This is a genomic window from Microcoleus sp. w1-18aA5 (assembly GCF_036701705.1).
Taxonomy (GTDB): Bacteria; Cyanobacteriota; Cyanobacteriia; order Cyanobacteriales; family Microcoleaceae; genus Microcoleus.
The window spans coordinates 71,033-87,918 of the sequence record NZ_JAUPTE010000011.1 but is presented as its reverse complement, the minus strand read 5'-3'; the positions used below and the strand labels follow the sequence as shown (position 1 = coordinate 87,918).

Genomic DNA, 16,886 nt, shown 5'->3' with positions numbered 1-16,886 from the left:
TGACGTGGAAAAAGAGTATCATAAGTTGGTGCGCGATCGCATTCCTGAAATTATTCGCCAAAGCGGGAATGAATGCGAGTTTGTAATTTTGTCGGACGCAGAATACCGTCAAGCTTTGCTGCATAAATTAATTGAAGAAGCGGGGGAAGCTGCAGAGGCTGATGAGGAAGATTTGGTGGCAGAATTGGCGGATTTGTATGAGGTAATAGATGCGGTGATGGTGAGTTTTGGCATTTCGGGCGATCGACTTTTGGCCGAACAAATGAAGCGGCGGGAAGCAAGAGGAGGTTTTGCCCAAAAAATTATGTTGTTGCGGACATTCTGAAAATTATCTGCGTTAATCTGTGTTTATCTGCCTCTAATCTGCGGTTACTCTATCAAATTACTCAGTTAAAAATTACATATTAATCCCAATGGCTGCTAACAAAATTAGAATTGCTAAAGATAAAGCGGAGTTAGTCAAATCATTAACTTTATCGGATAACAACTCCGCGCCATTTCAGACTTACGCTGATGTCATCGCCTTCGCTGCATCCTTGGGAAAGCAGCGGAAAAAACGATCGCCTTTGGGGGAAATTTCTAAACGAGAACCGGGGGCGATAGATGTTGATATTTTTGTATCCAGGGGCTACGATATGGCGATTAAGTTAATTGCGATCGCCGAAACCAAAAATCCTCAAATTCTCTCCCATCTCGACGAAAAATTGGAAGCAGAACGCTTGCAAATTTTTGAAGAATATGCTAATGGCGGACTGGAAATTTTGCGAGAAGAGTTGCGGGGTGCGGCGGATTATACCGATCGCCTTTTGTTGGTGTTGATTTCTGAAAGAGACAACCAACATCGATCAAATGAAGAATTCGATTTAAGCAAGTTTTTATTTTAATAGGTTCCCAATGAAGCACATCCCCAAAAATATAATCAAGAGAGGCTTACAGAAATCTGCAAAATTTCTTGCTTACAGTTACTCAGCATTTATTATCTGCTATTTCATTCTCCAACTATTTTTTTGGGATAGAATAGGAATTATTGCCTTAATTAGCACTTTTAGCCCCTTAATTTTATTCCCAATTTTCTTGCTTCCGATCATCGGAGTGTCAATTATCAAAAAAAGATGGTTCACTGTTATTTCTGCGATCGCCTGCATTATCCTAATAAGTTGGCTGCACATTAAATACTTTAGCCCCAAACCAATAAACATCACAAATTCGCAGCATAGCATCAAAGTTTTATCTCATAACCTCAGTTGGCATAAAACTCAGTCACCTACTTTACTAAAACTTATTAACCAGCAAAAACCAGATATTATATTTTTACAAGAAATCGTTAGGAAACATACCGAAAGAGCTTTCACCTGGTTAAAAGCAGACTACCCCTATCAAATTGGCACTCCCCCTGTAGGAATTCTCAGTAAATATCCAATTGTATCCAGCGAAATACTGCACTTAGCCGGTCATCCAGAAACGCAGCAACGGGCAATTATTAAATTTAACGAACACGAAGTAGTGATTTATAATATGCAAGCTACCGGGCCGTGGTTGAAACTCTCTAAAAAATGGCGTTTTCTCAAAGTTCCAGTTTACAAATATGACAAACGATCGCCGGAAATTCAAGACTTAGTGCAGCGAGTTGAGCGAGAAACTCTGCCAGTAATTGTCGCGGGCGATTTTAATATGACAGACAGAACTCAAGACTATGACAGGGTGCAGAAAGTCATGCAAGATTCTTTCCGAAAATCGGGATGGGGGTTTGGTTTTACCTGGCCTCACGGTTGGGAACTTAAGTTCTTGGTAAAAAGGTCGAATTGGAGATTAAATTATCCTATTTTCCGGATTGATTATATTTGGTATTCAAATCATTGGGGTGCTAAATCTAGTTCGGTTTTGGAGGCAACCGAGTCCGATCATTTGCCTGTAGGAGCTGAACTTATTTTGTTAAAATGAAGCGGTGTAAGCCACAGCATCAACCAAACTTAAGATCGATCGCCTGCTCTCGGAAAACTCCTCGGAAAACTCCACTAACTACTCAAGGTAATACCACAGTACATAATGGTATAATTTACATCTACCCGTGCAAAATTTGGTAACCAGTATTATAGACCCCTACTCGCAGAAGACCCCTTACGCAGTGAAAGGGAGTGCGGGTCTCCTGGGATGTTGAGATGAAGAAGTTGAGTAGGTGGCGATTAATGGCGCCACCCGCCATCGATCATTTCCTACCGAAGTGTAGCTATTGATTGAAGTCAAATTTTGGATCGAATCTATGTTGAACAGCTTTAAACTCAGAGGAAAAATGCTACTGGGCTACTCAGTGCCAGTAGGATTAATCGCAGGACTAGCGATCGGTGTCTATAGTACATCGCAAACAGTTAGTAAGAACTTTGAGGAAGCATTGCAAGCAGTAGAAGCTGCTAGGATGTCAGACTACATTGAATTGAGAGTGTCAGAAATTGCCCGGCAGTCAAGGGGTTATGCTCTGACCCTTGACAAAGAAGCGCTCGATCGCTACGAAGCGGGTGTCAAGAAGCTGAAGGAAACTGAAGATCGAGCCTCAGATCTGACTCACAACCTCAGCAATGAACAAAAAGAACGGATGACCAAGATGATTGAATTTTCAACCCAGTATGACAAGAGCGCCCGCAATCTGATTGAAGCAGCCAAAGCTGGTAACCGTAAATTGGTAATGGACACAGCAGAGCAGGGTGCAGAAAATCTCAAGGCTTTCGAGGCTGTTATGACGGAGTTTGACACTCAGCAAGCTAAGCTAGTCAAGCAGTCGGAAACTAACACCAAAAATGCGCTCGGTGTGTTGGTCATGATGTCGGTATTGGGTGCTGTTGCTTCTTTAGTTATTGCCTTGGTGGTGGCATACTTGATATCCACGGCGATCGCCAACACCCTCAACCAAACTGCCGGCGAAATTGCTAGCTCCTCGGCACAAATCGTCAGTGCGGTCGAAGAGCAAGAACGCACCGTCTCGCAACAAGCTAGCTCAGTGAATGAAACCTCGACCACGATGGACGAACTCGGCGCATCTTCGCGCCAATCGGCGGAACAGGCTGAAGTCTCAGCTTCAGGGGCACGTCACGCCCTCTCGCTGACTGAAGGCGGTACTGAAGCGGTGCGCCAAACTCTTGATGAGATGACTACCCTTAAGGACAAAGTGGGGGCGATCGCCCAACAAATTTTCCGCCTGAGCGAACAAACCAACCAGATTGGCAATATTTCGGGCTTGGTGGGTGACTTAGCTAATCAAACCAATATGCTGGCCGTGAGTGCCGCCGTAGAAGCCGCCCGTGCTGGCGAGCATGGCAAAGGCTTTGCGGTAGTTGCTCGAGAAATTCGCAAACTTGCTGACGAAAGTAAGAAGTCTGCGGTCAAGATCGACAGGCTAGTATCGGAAATTCAAACGGCGATCGACTCCACCGTGATGGTCACCGATGAAGGCAACAAGACAGTGAATGAAGGCTTGTCCCTTGCCCATAGCATGGCAGAGGCATTCACAGGTGTGTCTAACTCCATCAACAAAGTTTTCATCAGCAGTCAACAGATTTCGCTGAATGCCAAACAACAAGCAGTTGCGATTAATCAAGTCGTCGAAGCGATGAATGCGATTAATCACGGTGCGCGGGAGACGGCTTCGGGTGTATCGCAAATCAAAGTCAGCACACACCAACTCAATTCTGCTGCTCAAAAGCTGCAAGCAGTTGTTTGATCCTCCACCCTTCAGCATCTCCGTTCTCAAGGGGGACTTAACGAATTCAATCCCCCTTTTTCATGGCTGGTAGCGACTGTTCGCAAAAACTTAGCTAAATATTCCTAAAATTACTCCGACGACAGATCATCCGTCTCATTCCCGATCAAATGGGGAAGCAATATTTCTGGCTACGGGAAGAACAACAACCGCAATCCTTCTCTATTGCTGCTTGGGAATTCCTAAGACTCACCAAACGCGAGGCCCCGGCGTTGTTTTGGATTGCCAAAAATAATAGCAATGCCGGAATATAGCCTTTCTCAGTTGAGTTAAGCTGTCGCGCATTTAAATTGCATATTCAAGGCGGGCGGGACGCGCACCCCACAAAACTTTGATTGTTTTTTGACAGACAATTTAAAAGCCGCAACAGCTTAAGTGCAGATGTCCGATTGAAAACTGCTATAGCTAAAGTGCTGGGTTGCACTGAAGGAACAGTGCGAAAACATTGGGAGAATCTTTACAAAAAACTATACAAACTCGAACGGGTGCGGTGATGGTTGCCAAGAAAAGTTGGGACTGCTTAAAGGAGAATTGGTTGCAATATCTTCATAATCCTATACGCAGATCATCGTATTGTTTCCCAAGTTTATTTGAAGGAGTATTGGAGCAAACGCTGTCATCCAGCGTCTTTAGAAATCCGAATTTCAGGAATTCATTGCATAAATTGAAGGAGAAAAACCTATGTTTTATAAAGAGTCTAGCCTTAGTCATCCAGCTAACCGAAATCGTGTTGATGCCTTCGTCTCTGGTGTAGCCACTGAGCCAGTCGCGGTTGCTTCGACCCAGAAGAAAAAATTCCTAGCGCAGCGATCAGGATCTTCCTTAGTGGTGAACACCATGACCGGAAATCCTGCTTACTTAGAAGGAAAATTGTCCATGAAAATGACAGGCACTGCCGCTGACGCCAGCCGTTCCTTCCTGATGGAAAACCCTGGCATTTTAGGACTGAGCGCAGAAGATACTGAAGAACTGACTGAAGTTGATTCCTTTAAGTGGGGCGGGCTGAAATTCATTCGTCGCCAGCAAAATCACCAGGGATTACCGGTCTTTGGTGCCAGCGTTTTGGTAGGTGTAGATGACAAAAATCAAGTTCGGATAGTGACGAGTGGCCTGCGATCGCAAATTTCTGTCAAACCGGGCGAGACAGCTATCTCCCTAAAAGAAGCTCGCCAGATTGCCCGAAAAGATCTCGGTGAAGCGGTTGAGTTGAGGGGTGGCATTACTCATAAAACCGTCCTCTATCCGACCCAACAGGGTGATGTGCGAGTCTATCACTTAACTGTTCCGGCAGAAACCCCCCTCGGTGACTGGGAATACTTTATTGATGTCCAGAATGGAGAAATTGTAGACAGCTACAACTCGATGAAGTTTCACTCATTTTACTTTGCACCTCGGGCGCGAGTTTACTCTGAAAATCCCGAGGAAACGCCCCTAACAACTGTGATGCTGCGCGATGTCAAATCTCCTTACAACAAGTTAGATGGTCGGTATTGTAAGGTGATTAATGAGGATGCTTCCGGCGCAGTGGTAGGCAGCAATTACCGATTTGACTTTCCTCCTGAAGATACGCACTTTGATGAATGCCAAGTCTACTATGCTGTGGAGAAAGTCTATCAATACTTCTTGGACCTGGGATTCCGAGGGTTTACAGTCAATAACCCCTATGGCAAAGCTAACAGTGGACAACTCGCTGCTAACGTCCATACCGGAACAAAATACGATAATGCTTATTACTCTTCCAGTACGGGGCAGATCTACTTCGGAGATGGCAGTTATCCCGGCAATCCCGGTGGACTTCGCGACCTAGCCAAGGAAGTTGATGTAGTTGCTCACGAGTTCACCCATGCCGTGATTGATGAATATCACCCTGCTATGTTTGGAAGTGAAGGAGCTGCACTGCACGAAGGTTACGCTGATTATTTCGCTTGCTCTTTATTGAATGATCCTGACTTAGGGGAGTATGTCGTACCTGCTCCTGAAAAAGCGGGGATGATTCGCAACTGCGATAATGATTTGAAATATTCCGAAACTTCAACAGAGTCCCATGACCGTGGTCAAGCTTGGGCCGGGGCCTGCTGGCACTTGAGAAAAAAACTCGGACAAGAAGTGGCAGACTTCCTGATCTTTGGGAGTATGCTGGTTCTAGGAACAACTTCACCGACCTTCAAGTATGCCAAGGATATGCTACTCGCGGTTGACCAATCCTGGTGTGGTGGAGAATACAAAGCAACGATCCAGCGGATATTTGAAACTGAACGAGGCATCCCTGTTTAGTAGTTTGCTTTGTCTATGTCAACTAGAAGAATAGTCTAATTAGGACTGGGGGTATGGTGAAACCATGCCCCAGAGATAGGTTTTTTGCTATGGAGAAGCCTTTTTACCAAAAACTCATTCCAGTCACCATTCTGGTATCACTTCTAGCGTTTATGACTGCTATGGCGATGAGTACACCTCGTAACAATCCTTTCCTCACGGAAGATGGTCACCCGATCGCAGAGTTAGAGTTCCGAGATGGACAGATGGGCTTTGTGGGGATTTCTGGCATAACTTGGACAATTCTCCCTAATGGGACTTGTCAGGCTAGTCGTTTTATCAACGATACAGTGTCATCTCCCCATCAAATATGTCAATTAGAGCGACAGGATTTAGTAATGCTTGCCAATATTCTGTCCGATCGGGATTTTGCCGACCTACCCTCTGATATCCCATCTGAACCTACCCTCAACCCCCATCGGCTCACTATTCGCCTGGGGGAGAAATCATCAACATTGGTATTGCCAACAGGTCAAAGTATTGAGAATGTTCTGAGAACACTCCATAATCAACCGGAAACTCCTCGATCGAGATTCCTAACTATTGCACAGGCGATCGATCGACTTGTACGGCAGCATTGCGGGGATAATTAGTCTGCTGCTAAGTAAGTGCGATCGCCATCTTCTAGCAAGATGGGTTGAGGGAACGAAACCCATCATCCCAAACTGATCGCCACAACAAAAAATCTGGGTTTCACAGAAGTTTAACTCAGTCCGCACAAGATCGGGCGATCGCCTGAGTCCAGTTCATTCTTGCCAGAGTGCGATCGCCGATCGCCCCACATTAACCAAAAAAACATAACTTCAGAAGTGCGAGCAAAGCTATTCACGAATCTTGAGATAATTCCTATGACATTTACCGATCAAAATCTCACTAATCAGCGCCCAGCTAGTCTAAAAGACTTTTCTTTACCCCGACGTGAGAGTTACTTTCCATCCTCTGCAGATTGGAGAAATGAGGTACTTTACTTTCTCTTACCCGATCGCTTTAGCGATGGTAAAGAAGATACACGCCCTCTACTTAATCGGCAGCAACTGAATCAGGCCCGACCTAATCTGCCCAATGGACAGTCTTGGCAATTTGACAAATGGGCAGAGTCGGGAGGCGATCGCTGGCAGGGTGGGACGCTCAAAGGATTAGAGTCAAAGCTGGATTATCTCAACCAACTAGGCGTGACAACGATCTGGGTAGGGCCAATCTTTCAGCAACGGGGTCACTTGGATAGCTATCACGGTTACGGCATTCAAGATTTTCTAGAGGTCGATCCTCGGTTTGGGACTCGCCAAGATTTGGTCAGTCTGGTCAATAAAGCGCACTCCAAGGGGCTACGCATTATCCTTGATATCATTTTTAACCATTCAGGATCTAACTGGTTTTATGCTCCTGGTACCCCTGGGGGAGAATGGGAACCACCCTATACACCTAGTTGGTATCAGTTTGGGTCGTGGGTAGGCGATCGCGGACAACCCATTGCGGGGCAACCTCAAACCGACGCGGAAGGAGTCTGGCCGATCGAACTCCAGGAACCAGATTGCTATACTCGTGCCGGAAAGGGCGATTTAGGGCGTGGCGATCTCGATGATCCCAATGCCGAATTCCGGCGATCGGATTTCATTACGCTGCGTGATTTCCAGTTGGACTATCCCCATCTCTTAGATAACTTAGCCCGGTGTTATAAATACTGGATTGCCCTGACAGACTGCGATGGCTTTCGGATTGATACCCTCAAACACGTTACCTACGAGCAAGCCCGAAATTTCTGCGGGGCGATTAAGGAGTTTGCTGCCAATCTGGGTAAGAGTGACTTCTTTTTGGTAGGAGAAGTCGCAGGCGGAGACTACAACGAAGACCGTTATCTGGATGTGGTGGGGCAAAACTTAAATGCTGCGTTGGATATCGGCGAGATGCGGGGAAATCTTAACCAGGTTGCCAAAGGGCTGATGGACCCAAGAGCCTACTTTAACGGGTTTGATCCAATGAACGCGGTGATGGGTTCACACCGGAATCTCGGGCGGCGTCATGTTTCAATTTTGGACGATCACGATCATGTGTTCGGTGAAAAAATCCGCTTTTCCAGCGAAGCTGCATCGGATCATCAGGTGATTGCGGGAGTGGCATTGCAACTGTTCACGTTGGGGATTCCTTGCATTTACGCGGGAACTGAGCAGGCATTGGCGGGACCAGAACCGTCTGAACGCCAGTGGTTGCCCGACTGGAAGGGATCTGATCGCTATTTGCGGGAAGCAATGTTTGGCCCCTCGCATCCCCGGCAATCAGGAGTAGCAGGACTGCAAGCGATCGATCAAAACTTACCCGGCTTTGGGCCGTTTGGGACAGCGGGTGCTCACTGTTTCGATCCGAATCACCCTGTCTATGTTCGGATTGCGGCAATGGCGGCACTCCGCAAAAAGTTCCCTGTGCTGCGCTTGGGACGACAGTATTTGCGACCAACCGCGATTCCCTTCTTGAATTTGCCCTTTGGCGAGCATGGACGGAGTGGAGAAATTATTGGTTGGTCACGGGTTTTAGATGATGAAGAAGCGGTTTGTGTGCTAAACAGTCATGGAACGGATAATCGAGGAGCGAGAGTGCTAGTAGATGCCAATCTCAACCCGATCGGGAGTTCAATGACGGTAATTCTGAATACGGCCGAAGTAGGTAATCCGGGTTACAGGGGTGCTCATCAGGTGGGATCAACGGTGTCAGTGCAGCGACAAGATGGGACTGCCTATGTCGAGATCCAACCGCTTCCAGCATCCGAATTTTTGATTTTGACGAATTATCCCTAAAGTCAAGCTGAGGCGCCGTGCGATCGCCGGAATCAATCAGTCGGTGACATGACCTTGAGCAAATCAACTTTGTAACGCCGTGCGATCGCATATCTTGAATGGGCGAAAGGAGCGATCGAGTCAGTGCAGTTTCAACTCCACTGATTTGATTAACTTTGCAACGCCGTGCGATCGCAAATCTAGAGTACGAGAAAAACAATAAATTGCCGCAGCTATAGCGGTTCTCAAGCCCTATGCCCTATGCCCTATGCCCTATGCCCTATGCCCTATGCCCGTGGCCAGATAGTACCTCATGTTACTGAGAAAGGCTATATGTGCAGTCGATCGCCGATCGTGAAAAAACATCTGCCTGCATCTGCAGTAACAAAATTAACTCAGCACTGGCGGCAATCCTACCTCTTGCGGCTGCACAAATCGGCCGTTAAAACTAATAGCTTTATCCTCAAAAGTCCTCGCTTCCGCTACCGCTTGCCGCAAATGAGCTCGATCCATATCGTCCTGAATTCCCCCCACCAAATATACAATTAACTTCGTTGCTAAATCCTTTCCAGAAACTAGCACTCGCTTTTTGTTCGGATCGTACAAAATCCCGTACCACGCAGACTCAGGATTGTCCATGTGGCTAAATCCTTCATCCACATCGTACCTGCGGAGTTTGTCGAAAATAGATTTCAGGGAAAGTTTCTTTCTAAATACTAGAATTCCCAAAGCATTAGCTAAAGCAACTTGACCGACTGGACGGAACAAAATATTTCCCTCGCCCCCTGGCTTTTCAAAACTAAATCGGCGCAATTCTGCCGTTTCTTCGCCGCTTTCAATTCTTTGATAGCTGGGTAAAGTTGCTAAATGATCGAACAATTTTTTAAACTCTTCAATTCCCTCTTTTAGTTCTTCATCTTCGGGACGCATGGGAATTAAACCTTTTCGTTCCGGCTTCCAATGAGGGAATTTGTATTCTAAATACCGTTCGGACATATCTTGCAGCGCTTGCAATGTAGTTAACACAGTTGATTTGGCTGCGACTGTGGCGCTGTCCCAATTGACGCGGGGGTTTCTGTCTTCTTGTTCTTTTAATAAGGGATGGGTGACGGCAATTTTGCGGGCGCAAATCGCAAATCCGTTGTCCTCGTTCAATAATGCTAGCTGGCCCTGACTCAGCGTTACCGCCATGAGGTTAACGTGCACAAAGATCGATCGCACGCGCCGTTGTGCTTGCTGTCGCGTTTCCCCCACTACCGCCGCCGGGATAAACTCAATCCCGATTTTTTCGTGAGCTAATTTATACACTGTTTCGGGGTCGATTTGATACTCTTCTGCTAAATCTTCCAGAGTAATTGCAGCGCCGACAGGTTTTTTATTTTTGTTGTATCTTTGCAGGATTCCGGTTTTAATTAAACTCATTAAACCTTGAACTCCCATCAGCCGATGCTGGCCGTCTAAGGCAAAAATTGAGACTTTTTGAGAGACATTCAAAAGCCCTAAGTTCTCGTTTTTATCAAAGGATATAAATTCAGTCGCGGATTTGGTTGCTACGCCATTTTTATCCCATTCCTCGGCTAAAGGATTGTCTACCCACGGGGGACTGACGACTACTAAAACTGCGGGGAATTTGTGCGATTTTCGGGCGGTTAAATATTGAGTTAAGGTGGCTTGCCGCGACCAATCTAAGGGACGCTGGATAATTTCGTCAATGGTTTCGTCGTCGCGGACGATGTTGTTGGTTTGGAGGTCAAATTTTTGGCGGAAAAGCGGCATTTGCGAGGCGAAACGGACGCGAGAGTCTAACCATTCTAGGGTGACTGAACCGATGTATGCTTCGCTGTTTCCCATCTGGGTTTTTTGTACGAAAATGCGATCGTCCTTTCCTAAATAATTATCTAATAAAAGTGCGATTTCCTGTCTGTCGCTATTTTCTTTTTCTAAAATTTTGCTAGCGAGGTCATCCGCTGGGTTGGTGTTCATCGGCGGTTTTTATATAATTAGGCTATTTTTTTCAAAAAATATCATATATTAAAGTTTATGTCAACACTTGTTTTTAAAAAAACCTTGTGAAATACTTAATTTATGCCCTACTAGCCGACCTTATTACCATAAACTTTGCTAAAAGTCAATAGCTATTAATGCCCAATGCCCCATGCCCCATGCCCCATGCCCCATTCCCCATTCCCAATGCCCCATTCCCCATTCCCCATTCCCAATGCCCCATTCTAAAATATGTCTACTCCTTCCTTTGAATACATTTTGCCGGTAATTCGGGGCATTCAAGCGGGCCGCGAATATTACGTGTCGATGTGTCCGGTGCGTTTTTTGCCGAAATTGTTTCCCTTTGAATCTGAAGATTTGCCGCCGTCTATGCGGGCGAAACGGGCGCTTAACAAAGCTAGGATTCCCGAAATTGCTGATTATTTTGTTAAGAATCCTACAAATTATACTTGTGGGGCAATTGCTGCTTCGATTGATGCGGATATTACTTTTGAAGCAGTGGGAAATGAGGCCGAAGAACGGAAAATCGGTCGCCTGCGAGTGCCGATGGATGCTAAGTTTACTATTAATGACGGACAGCATCGCCGGGCGGCTTTTGAGATGGCTTTGAGGGAAAATCCGCAGTTGGGATATGAGACGGTGGCGCTGATTTTGTTTCTCGATATTGGGTTGGAAAAATCGCAGCAGATGTTTGCTGATTTGAATAATTTTCAAGTTCCTTTGGAGGCGTCACTCAGTCTACTTTACAACCACCGGGACGATCGCGCTTTCGTGGTGAAGGCTGTTGTTAAGCAGGTTGAGGTTTTCCGGTGTTTGACTGAGATGGAGAGGGGGAGTTTGAACGGGCGATCGCACAAATTGTTTACGCTGAGTGCGATCGATCGTGCGATCGTGGCTTGGCTGTCTAATATTCACGGCAGCGAACAGGCAAAACTCTCTGGTTCTCGCACCAAAAAAGAACAGAAAGAGGAAGAACTTGCTCAAAAAATACAACTAGCGGTTAGTTATTGGAATGCGGTTTGCAGTTTTATTCCAGATTGGCAATTAGTTCTGCACAAGCAAGTTGCGGCGGGGGAAATGCGCCGGGATTGCGTACACTGTCACAGTGTTGTGCTTGAGAGTTTGGGCGAAGTTGGGGCGGCTTTGCGATCGGTTTTTCCTGAGAGTTGGGAGGAACGTTTGAGCCTTTTGCAGCAGGTTGATTGGTCGATTTCTAATCCTGATTGGGAGGGGGGTATTTTGTTGAAAGGGGGGATTTCTAAGTCGAGGGCTAGTGTTAGTTGGATGACTGATTATTTGAAAAATCGGTTGGGTTTGGAAACCGCAGATACAGCACAGCAGCGCCCAAATGCCTCCAAAAACTAGGCTAATTAAAATAGCGTCTGAATGGTTCTGCAAGAATGCCCAAAATTTGGTCTAGCTGAGTAATGAAATATTCAGTCAAATCAATTTTTAACAACTGATTTTCTAGAATTAGGAATTTCCAGTTTGTACCTGTTGAAACTGCTCCATAAATCCCAGATTGTTCTTGCCCTTTGCGGGCATTAAATATTTGAGCTGCTGCCATCTGAGCCGCACACTGTCCCAATCCTATTCTAATATCGTTGTCTTTGGCTTCCACTAATGTCAAGACTGGGGCTGTAACTAATGATTGATTGCTCGACGCACTGAGGAGAAAGTCACAAGCCCCGGTTAATCCTTTGCTCTCTTCTACGTTAAATGTGTTGCCGGAAAAGTAGCCAATTTTGTTGTTGAAAGTGCGCCGTATTTCGAGTAAAATGGGGGTAATGATTAATTCCGATCGAGCTTTTTCGGTGCTGATACTTGAGGCTAAGTCTAAAGCTTCGTCTAGAGTTTCTTTGAGGCGTTCTGAAGGTGCGATCGGGGTAATTTGGCTGAATAAGTGGGGAATGTCTTCAACGGTTAGATCCAGGGTTGAGACGGCTTGGTCGATCGTTTTGAAGTCGCTGTAGGACATATTTAGTTTGCGGATGGAATGGATTTGAGAACCGCAGATGCACGCAGATGAACGCCGATAATATTAGTTAAATCCATCCTAACTCGGCTTTTGCTGCCTCGACCGCCATTTTTACAGCACTAGCACTTGCTGTTATTTTATAGGAGGCTCTTGGATTATTAGGGTTGGAGTTAGATAAAACAACATTTCCCTCCCAAATACGGCTTTGTCTAGACCAATCCAGTTGTGCCACTTCCGATACTTTTTCAGGATCAAAATCTTGGCTGCTATCTGTGTCATAGGTATAGTATAGCAACCGACCTAAAACTTCTAGCCCTACACTTCTACCTAAGATACAGTATTCCTTAAAATGATTCACATCTTCAACTGTCAAATCTTCAACCTTGGTTTCACAAATATGTCTACTCTGACTACATTCGGAAAAGAAATTGTTAAGACATCTAGCCAGAATCCTTGAGGATTCAGCAACGTCATAATCTTGGAGTTCATCAATTGGGCCGTCAGTAAACGCACAACTCACCAATTTAGCTATAAAATTAGTTGTGTATATAAGTTTCCTTTTACTGTCGGGATTAGTTTTAATTTTATCGGTTTTTCCATGAAACATTAAAACTTTTTCAAGTAAGTTTTTGGTAATACCAACCCTACCTTCAAACTCACCGAATGACAAAAGTAAGGATTTATCAAGTTGTCTTGTCTGCGCCATATCTCGAAAATCCGCCTGACACTGGTTAAAGTCTTCCTCTAAAACCAACGTAATAGGGAAATCATTATCACCTATTAACTCGCCGTCAGCACTTTCAATTAACTCGTGAATAGCGCGCTTGCGATGCTGCCCATCGGTAATATCTAACTTAACACCACGATGAATAACTACTAGACAAATCCCCCGACCTAGTTCTATAATGTCAATCTTTTCTGGATCGACATTTGCTGTCAGTGTCCCCAAAATCCAGGGTTGATCGTTTCTAGCACGTTTAAGAATATATTGTTTTACTTCCTCAGCATGACCCTTTATCTCTGGGCGGTTTTTACCAGAATCAGGATCGTTGCCAGTTGAGGGTTTGGCCTGGAGGAGAGTAGGCAAGTCATCAGCCGGGATATTTATTTGCACCATCTTCCGCTTCCCCTGCTGGAAAATTAGCCCTGGATAGCACTTCTGACGGTGGTACTTGGCAAAGTAAGGCTCTAGAACCTCCTCCAGTTTCTGGCTCGAATCAGTCTCTGGGTAGTTGTTTTCAGACATAATGGGGGTAAAAGCTTATTTAATTATTATAACTTTTTTGATGGTACGTGAATCAGGGATGCTATTGTGCAAAAAGGCCAATAACAAAGACACATGGATCAGTATGCTAGCCAACAAGCAGATTGTATCATAAAACTTAAAAATTAGCAAGATAGGGGTTTTAAAACGTGATAGAAATTCAGCAGATGTCATTATTTGCGCCGCGAACTGTTAAGGAGTTACTCGATGAGATAAAAGAGCTAACTAAAGAAATTCAAGAATTATACTGCTCAGACGCTATACCTTGGTTAATCGGTTGGAGTGGCGGGAAAGATAGCACCGCAGTATTGCAGCTTATCTGGAACGCAATCGCAGCACTTCCGATCGAGAAACGCACAAAAACTATCCATGTAATTACAACGGATACTTTCGCGGAAAATCCGATTATTTCAAATTGGGTACGTAAATCTTTAGCTAAGCTCAAGATACTTGCTCAAGAGCAAAAAATGCCTGTTTCTCCGCATCTGCTTCATCCAGAGGTGAAAGAAACATTCTGGGTATGCTTAATTGGTAAAGGCTATCCAGCGCCTCGCAATGGATTTCGGTGGTGTACAGATAGGATGAAAATTCAGCCGGTCAATCAATTTATCCGAGATTTAGTTCGAGTACATGGTGAAACTATTGTTGTTTTGGGTACTCGCAAGGCTGAAAGCAGCAAACGTGCAGCAACAATGAAAAAGTATGAAGCAGGTAGATTGCGCGATCGCCTCAGTCCTAATGGTCGCTTACCTAACTCTTTAATTTATACCCCTATTGAGAATTGGCGTGATGATGAAGTTTGGCTGTATCTAATGCAGTGGGACAATCCTTGGGGAAATAACAATAAAGATTTATTTGCCATGTATCGGGGTGCAACCGCAGACAATGAGTGTCCTTTAGTTGTTGATACTTCTACTCCTAGCTGTGGCGATTCTCGCTTTGGGTGCTGGGTGTGTACAATGGTTGACAAAGATAAATCTATGGAGGCAATGATTCAAAACGATGAGGAAAAAGAATGGATGCAGCCTCTCCTTGATATTCGCAACGAATTAGACATTAAAAACGATCACGATAAAAGAGACTTCCGCCGCATCTACGGTAGAGTAGAACTGTTTGAACGCAACATGGGCGACGACACAACCTCCGTCGAACCCATCCCAGGGCCCTACACCAAATTCTGGCGAGAACACTGGCTCAGACGACTCTTGGAAGCACAAACCCAAATCCGCAAAACCGCACCCCTAGAAATGCGCGATATCACCTTAATTACCCCAGAAGAACTTAGCGAAATCCGCCGAATTTGGCTGGAACAAAAGCACGAATTTGACGACAGTTTGCCCCGGATTTACGAAGAAGTCACGGGCGAACGTTTTGAAGATTCCCGTCCCGCCGCCGAAAGAAAACTCCTCGGTAGCGATGAATGGACTGCGATCGAAGAGATTTGCAGCGAGGACAAAATGCACCTCGAATTGATGGCAAAACTCCTTGATACAGAACGCCAATACTACACGAAGCCCCGCCGTACAGGTATTTACGCCGATTTGGACAAATGCTTTGAAACCAGTTCGCGATCGAAGGAAGAAGCGATTGGCAACGCCCACTATCAACGCAATTTAAAAAAAGCGGTGGAAGATATTAAAGCAAATCCGACGGAAAACATTCAGCAATTCAAAGATGCGATCGCCCAAACCAACAGTTCCGCCAAAAACGATACCGTTGATATTGCCAAACTTAAAGAAGAGCTCGAAAGCAACAGCAATCAAAGCAGGCAGCTATCTTGGGCGGATATTAAATTTTCACCGCCAAATTCAGGAGAGGAAAAACCTAGCGATTAGCACGCGCTAGCCTGCGGTTAAACCCGAACTTGTTGACAGCCACCCCGCCGAGCGATCGAATACAATAGGCTGTCAACTAACCTCATTATTACCCAACCATCATCGTTGAAATTACAAAATTTTTACGACCATGCTTGACCCTAATATTCCCCATCAGGATCTTACATACAGCATCATCGGCTGTGCAATGAGAGTACACCGGAGGACACAAAAAGGTTTAAGAGAAAAACATTACCAAAGAGCATTTGATGCAGAAATGCTGAAATCCAGTATTACAACAGAAATGGAATATCCCCGACAAATTTATGACGGTCAAGTTTGGATGGGAATTCTCTATCTAGACCATTGGGTGAATGAATGTATTGTAGTAGAAGATAAAGCCGTGAATTATCCAATGACCGATAAAGATAAAGCTCAAATAATAGCTTACTTAGCAGCTACAGGAGCACAAGTAGGTTTATTTATAAACTTTGGAAGCAGTAAATTAGAATATCACCGCATTCTCCCACCAAAATCTGTACAAGGTTGGCAACAACACATTCAACCATACTTGTGGCGGCCGAAAACAAATGGCAGAGGTTGGACGAGAGGAAGTGCAGGAACCTATGAAGAAACAGATGACGAACTCCCATTACCTCCCAACATTCAGTCCCAAAACGAAGAGGAAGATTCAACCAATGTAATTGATTGGTAGCAAGGGAGGGGGGCGGTTAGCAGCGGATTTTGTAACGGATGTAACGGATGTAACGGATCATTAGTGGGAGATCACCAAATCTGCCACTAACCGCCGCCCAACCAACCACCCATCCGCTAAATCCGCTACCAAATCCGCCACTAACCGCCGCCCAACCAACCACCCATCCGCTAAATCCGCTACCAAATCCGCCACTAACCACCCCCCCACCAACCACCCATCCGCTAAATCCGCTACCAAATCCGCCACTAACCACCCCCCCCCACCAACCAACAACAT

The 16,886-nt window shown here is 45.3% G+C and carries 14 protein-coding genes; 10 read left to right on the top strand and 4 right to left on the bottom strand.

Annotated elements, in window-relative coordinates:
- Positions 1 to 4 precede the first annotated feature (4 nt).
- The 7 genes from Q5691_RS06145 to Q5691_RS06115 all read left to right on the top strand — a co-directional run bounded on the left by Q5691_RS06145 (position 5) and on the right by Q5691_RS06115 (position 8,853).
- Entirely contained in the window at positions 5 to 325 is a 321-nt protein-coding gene (locus Q5691_RS06145) for a nucleoside triphosphate pyrophosphohydrolase (protein WP_333213107.1), read from the top strand.
- Between the two features lie 88 nt (positions 326 to 413).
- Positions 414 to 884: a DNA phosphorothioation-associated protein 4 gene (locus Q5691_RS06140; RefSeq protein ID WP_333082402.1), complete on the top strand. Its 471-nt coding sequence runs from the start codon at positions 414 to 416 to the stop codon at positions 882 to 884.
- Positions 885 to 1,092: 208 nt separating this feature from the next.
- Positions 1,093 to 1,941 carry an endonuclease/exonuclease/phosphatase family protein gene (locus Q5691_RS06135; protein ID WP_333344178.1) on the top strand — a complete coding sequence of 283 codons (849 nt, stop codon included), beginning with the start codon at positions 1,093 to 1,095 and terminating at the stop codon, positions 1,939 to 1,941.
- A gap of 319 nt (positions 1,942 to 2,260) precedes the next feature.
- A complete protein-coding gene (locus tag Q5691_RS06130) occupies positions 2,261 to 3,712 on the top strand; it encodes a methyl-accepting chemotaxis protein (RefSeq protein ID WP_333311647.1) in 1,452 nt (483 codons plus the stop codon).
- An 876-nt stretch (positions 3,713 to 4,588) separates the two neighbouring features.
- Positions 4,589 to 6,025: a M36 family metallopeptidase gene (locus Q5691_RS06125; protein WP_333344177.1), complete on the top strand. Its 1,437-nt coding sequence runs from the start codon at positions 4,589 to 4,591 to the stop codon at positions 6,023 to 6,025.
- 53 nt (positions 6,026 to 6,078) lie between these two features.
- Positions 6,079 to 6,657, top strand: a complete 579-nt coding sequence (locus tag Q5691_RS06120; RefSeq protein ID WP_333213111.1) for a hypothetical protein — start codon at positions 6,079 to 6,081, stop codon at positions 6,655 to 6,657.
- Between the two features lie 255 nt (positions 6,658 to 6,912).
- Positions 6,913 to 8,853, top strand: coding sequence for an alpha-amylase family glycosyl hydrolase (locus Q5691_RS06115; protein ID WP_333311650.1), 1,941 nt, complete (start codon positions 6,913 to 6,915; stop codon positions 8,851 to 8,853).
- Positions 8,854 to 9,222: 369 nt separating this feature from the next.
- Here Q5691_RS06115 and Q5691_RS06110 read toward each other — a convergent pair whose 3' ends face one another.
- Positions 9,223 to 10,815 carry a DGQHR domain-containing protein gene (locus Q5691_RS06110; RefSeq protein WP_333344175.1) on the bottom strand — a complete coding sequence of 531 codons (1,593 nt, stop codon included), beginning with the start codon at positions 10,813 to 10,815 and terminating at the stop codon, positions 9,223 to 9,225.
- Between the two features lie 252 nt (positions 10,816 to 11,067).
- On the opposite strand from Q5691_RS06110, the gene dndB reads away from it, so the two are divergent.
- On the top strand, positions 11,068 to 12,201 hold the full coding sequence (gene dndB / locus Q5691_RS06105) for a DNA sulfur modification protein DndB (RefSeq protein ID WP_333344174.1): 1,134 nt from the start codon (positions 11,068 to 11,070) through the stop codon (positions 12,199 to 12,201).
- A gap of 1 nt (position 12,202) precedes the next feature.
- Here dndB and Q5691_RS06100 read toward each other — a convergent pair whose 3' ends face one another.
- Entirely contained in the window at positions 12,203 to 12,814 is a 612-nt protein-coding gene (locus Q5691_RS06100; RefSeq protein ID WP_333198801.1) for a hypothetical protein, read from the bottom strand.
- Positions 12,815 to 12,881: 67 nt separating this feature from the next.
- On the bottom strand, positions 12,882 to 14,060 hold the full coding sequence (locus Q5691_RS06095) for a DNA sulfur modification protein DndB (RefSeq protein ID WP_333213115.1): 1,179 nt from the start codon (positions 14,058 to 14,060) through the stop codon (positions 12,882 to 12,884).
- 185 nt (positions 14,061 to 14,245) lie between these two features.
- On the opposite strand from Q5691_RS06095, the gene dndC reads away from it, so the two are divergent.
- Both dndC and Q5691_RS06085 read left to right on the top strand, forming a co-directional pair.
- Positions 14,246 to 15,913 carry a DNA phosphorothioation system sulfurtransferase DndC gene (gene dndC, locus Q5691_RS06090; protein ID WP_333344172.1) on the top strand — a complete coding sequence of 556 codons (1,668 nt, stop codon included), beginning with the start codon at positions 14,246 to 14,248 and terminating at the stop codon, positions 15,911 to 15,913.
- 130 nt (positions 15,914 to 16,043) lie between these two features.
- Positions 16,044 to 16,607 carry a GxxExxY protein gene (locus Q5691_RS06085; RefSeq protein ID WP_333344170.1) on the top strand — a complete coding sequence of 188 codons (564 nt, stop codon included), beginning with the start codon at positions 16,044 to 16,046 and terminating at the stop codon, positions 16,605 to 16,607.
- A 60-nt stretch (positions 16,608 to 16,667) separates the two neighbouring features.
- On the opposite strand, the gene Q5691_RS06080 is transcribed toward Q5691_RS06085, so the two are convergent.
- Positions 16,668 to 16,886, bottom strand: a complete 219-nt coding sequence (locus Q5691_RS06080; RefSeq protein ID WP_333344169.1) for a hypothetical protein — start codon at positions 16,884 to 16,886, stop codon at positions 16,668 to 16,670.

Coding starts and splice junctions, on each gene's coding strand:
- Q5691_RS06125 (WP_333344177.1), top strand. CDS start 4,589: ATGACCGGAAATCCTGCTTACTTAGAAGGAAAATTGTCCATGAAAATG.
- Q5691_RS06130 (WP_333311647.1), top strand. CDS start 2,261: ATGTTGAACAGCTTTAAACTCAGAGGAAAAATGCTACTGGGCTACTCA.
- dndC (WP_333344172.1), top strand. CDS start 14,246: ATGTCATTATTTGCGCCGCGAACTGTTAAGGAGTTACTCGATGAGATA.
- Q5691_RS06140 (WP_333082402.1), top strand. CDS start 414: ATGGCTGCTAACAAAATTAGAATTGCTAAAGATAAAGCGGAGTTAGTC.
- Q5691_RS06120 (WP_333213111.1), top strand. CDS start 6,079: ATGGTGAAACCATGCCCCAGAGATAGGTTTTTTGCTATGGAGAAGCCT.
- Q5691_RS06095 (WP_333213115.1), bottom strand. CDS start 14,060: ATGTCTGAAAACAACTACCCAGAGACTGATTCGAGCCAGAAACTGGAG.
- Q5691_RS06110 (WP_333344175.1), bottom strand. CDS start 10,815: ATGAACACCAACCCAGCGGATGACCTCGCTAGCAAAATTTTAGAAAAA.
- Q5691_RS06085 (WP_333344170.1), top strand. CDS start 16,044: ATGCTTGACCCTAATATTCCCCATCAGGATCTTACATACAGCATCATC.
- Q5691_RS06100 (WP_333198801.1), bottom strand. CDS start 12,814: ATGTCCTACAGCGACTTCAAAACGATCGACCAAGCCGTCTCAACCCTG.
- dndB (WP_333344174.1), top strand. CDS start 11,068: ATGTCTACTCCTTCCTTTGAATACATTTTGCCGGTAATTCGGGGCATT.
- Q5691_RS06080 (WP_333344169.1), bottom strand. CDS start 16,886: ATGTTGTTGGTTGGTGGGGGGGGGTGGTTAGTGGCGGATTTGGTAGCG.
- Q5691_RS06115 (WP_333311650.1), top strand. CDS start 6,913: ATGACATTTACCGATCAAAATCTCACTAATCAGCGCCCAGCTAGTCTA.